4 protein-coding genes and 1 pseudogene are annotated in these 2,575 nt (G+C 64.5%); 4 read left to right on the plus strand and 1 reads right to left on the minus strand.

Going from position 1 to position 2,575, the window contains the following annotated elements; genetic code table 11:
* Positions 1 to 237 (minus strand): annotated as a pseudogene (locus tag B3D39_RS06905) (DNA alkylation response protein); the annotation flags it as partial.
* Positions 238 to 357: 120 nt separating this feature from the next.
* Between B3D39_RS06905 and msrB the strand changes: the two are divergent.
* The 4 genes from msrB to B3D39_RS06925 form a co-directional block, all read left to right on the plus strand.
* Positions 358 to 798: a peptide-methionine (R)-S-oxide reductase MsrB gene (gene msrB, locus B3D39_RS06910; RefSeq protein ID WP_274962775.1), complete on the plus strand. Its 441-nt coding sequence runs from the start codon at positions 358 to 360 to the stop codon at positions 796 to 798.
* Between the two features lie 83 nt (positions 799 to 881).
* Entirely contained in the window at positions 882 to 1,928 is a 1,047-nt protein-coding gene (locus B3D39_RS06915) for an aldo/keto reductase (protein WP_083078476.1), read from the plus strand.
* Positions 1,928 to 2,278, plus strand: coding sequence for a hypothetical protein (locus B3D39_RS06920; protein WP_274962774.1), 351 nt, complete (start codon positions 1,928 to 1,930; stop codon positions 2,276 to 2,278). Before B3D39_RS06915 ends, B3D39_RS06920 begins: the two co-directional genes overlap by 1 nt.
* Positions 2,266 to 2,575: hypothetical protein (locus B3D39_RS06925; RefSeq protein WP_414717979.1), on the plus strand; the 310-nt coding region annotated here is incomplete at its 3' end. The genes B3D39_RS06920 and B3D39_RS06925, both read left to right, overlap by 13 nt.

Consider the following 2,575-nt stretch of genomic DNA (forward strand, 5'->3'; position numbering starts at 1 on the left):
CATATCGAACAGGCGCAGCTCCGGCAGGTATCGGTTCGCGTCGCGGCCCGCCTCGCGCATCTCCGTGGTGCCGAGCGTCTGGCCGTAATCCGACAGCGCCTCTATCTGACCGTCCGCCCGCGAAACCGCCTCGCGCAGCGGTGCGTCCGTGGCGTAGAGATCGACGTCGCCGCGCGCGGGCGGCTGGTTCTCGACGCGGTGGGTGGGCAGATCGGCGCGGGGATCGGGTGTGGTCATGGTCGGCTCCTCCTGATCCGGATGGTAGGCTTGCGCCGTAGAACATGCGAGCGAAACGCGGCGGCAGGGCTTTTCTCGCGGCCGCCGCCGCCTAGATCAGGCGCGAAAGGGAGACCCATCATGAGCAACTGGCAAAAATCCGACGACGCGGTCGCAAAGCTCACCCCCGAGCAATACCGCGTCACCCAGCAGAACGGCACCGAACGCCCCTTCACGGGCGAATATGACGACCACTCCGCCAAGGGCATCTATGTCGACGTGGTCTCGGGCGAGCCGCTTTTCGCGTCCTCGACCAAATACAACGCGGGCTGCGGCTGGCCGTCCTTCACCAAGCCGCTGATCGACGATCATGTCGTGGAACTTACCGACACCAGCCACGGCATGACCCGCGTCGAAGTGCGCTCGAAAAACGGCGACAGCCATCTCGGCCATGTCTTCCCCGACGGGCCGCGCGATCAGGGCGGTCTGCGCTATTGCATCAACTCTGCCTCGCTGCGCTTTGTGCCTTTCGAGGAGATGGAGGCTGAGGGCTACGGCGAGTACATGGACCGGGTCGAGTAAACCCGACCGGGTCAGGGGCCTTTACCTTCCCGCAGCCCGGTGGCAGGGTCCGCGCAACATCATATGACAAAGGGAGCGCGGGCATGCGCAAGCTGGAACTTGGTCAAAGCGGGATCATGGTGTCCGAGATTTGTCTCGGGACGATGACCTGGGGCAGCCAGAACACCGAGGCCGAGGGCCATGACCAGATCGATTTCGCGCTCGACCGCGGAATCAATTTCCTCGACACGGCCGAGATGTATCCGGTGAACCCGGTGAAGGCCGAGACGATGGGCCGGACAGAGCAGATCGTGGGCACTTATCTGGCCAAGCGCGGCAAGCGCGACGATCTGGTGGTGGCCACCAAGATCACCGGCGAGGGCTCGAATGCGATCGAAGGCGGCCCCGAGATCAGCCCGACCCGGATCCGCCAAGCGGTGACGGATTCGCTGACCCGGCTGCAGACGGATTACATCGACCTCTACCAGTTCCACTGGCCCAATCGCGGCTCCTATCACTTCCGCAAGACGTGGCGCTTCGATCCGTCGAAGCAGCCTTCGAAGCAGGAAGTGCTCGACGATATGAGCGCCTGTCTTGAGACGCTCGAAGATCTGCGTAAAGAGGGCAAGATCCGCGAATTCGGCCTGTCGAACGAGAGCGCCTGGGGCACGGCGCAATGGCTGGCGCTGGCCGAGGCGGGCAAAGGGCCGCGCGTCGAGTCGATCCAGAACGAATATTCGCTGATGTGCCGCTACTACGACCTCGATCTGGGGGAGTTGGGGCAACAGGAGAAAGTGACGCTGCTGGCTTATTCTCCGCTCGCCGCCGGTATCCTGACGGGCAAATATTCGGGCGACGTGATCCCCGACAACACCCGGCGGTCGCTGGTCAACAATCTCGGTGGGCGCGCCAATCCGCGCGCTTTCGAGATCGCTGACCGGTATGTCGCGCTGGCCAAGGAGTTCGATCTTCACCCGGTGACGATGGCGATTGCCTGGGTGATGAGCCGTCCCTTCCCGGTGATCCCGATCGTCGGCGCGACCTCGGTTGACCAGCTCAAGCCGAACCTCGACGCCGAAGGGGTAGAACTGCCGAAGGAGCTGCTCGACAAGATCGCCGAGCTCCACAAGCATTACCCGATGCCCTACTGATGCGCGGGGCGTCGATCCTTCTGTGTGCGGCGCTCGCCTTGGCGGGCTGCAATCCCTTCGGCCCTGCTGACGGGACCGATACGGCGGAGCAACTGCCGCTGGTCGGGCAGGAGAAAATCGATGCCGGGAAATTCGAATGCGTCGCGCGCGGCGGCAAATGGCTCGCGCGCGACGGGGCGTTCATCTGTGTGAAGATAACCTCCGATAGCGGCAAAAGCTGTCAGGCGGGCAGCGAGTGCGAGGGTGAATGCCTCGCGCGCTCGAAGACCTGCGCGCCGGTGACCCCTCTTCTGGGCTGCAACGAGGTGATGAGCGAGGCGGGCTACCCGATGCAGCTATGCGTGCAATGAGCCGGGCGAAGATCGCCGCGCTGGGCGGGATGCTCGCGCTGATCCTCGCGGGCTGTGCGCCCCAGCCGGAGACCGCGTCGCTGCGCAAACCGGGCGCGCTGATTTCTTCGGCGTCGCTGTTCGATCCGCAGCGGTTCGGAGGCGAATGGCATGTCGTCGAAAGCGGCATTCCGGGCTGCTCGGGCACGCAGAACTGGGCGTGGGATGGCAAGACCGCCTACCGGCTGCGCGGCACCAACTGTGCGATCAAGCCTGCCGCCATCGACGAGAAAGTTACGCTGACCGGGCCGGGCGGGC

Origin of the sequence: Thioclava sp. UBA3469 (genome assembly GCF_002378135.1) — a bacterium.
Lineage (GTDB): Bacteria > Pseudomonadota > Alphaproteobacteria > Rhodobacterales > Rhodobacteraceae > Thioclava > Thioclava sediminum.

Coding starts and splice junctions, on each gene's coding strand:
- B3D39_RS06915 (WP_083078476.1), top strand. CDS start 882: ATGCGCAAGCTGGAACTTGGTCAAAGCGGGATCATGGTGTCCGAGATT.
- B3D39_RS06920 (WP_274962774.1), top strand. CDS start 1,928: ATGCGCGGGGCGTCGATCCTTCTGTGTGCGGCGCTCGCCTTGGCGGGC.
- msrB (WP_274962775.1), top strand. CDS start 358: ATGAGCAACTGGCAAAAATCCGACGACGCGGTCGCAAAGCTCACCCCC.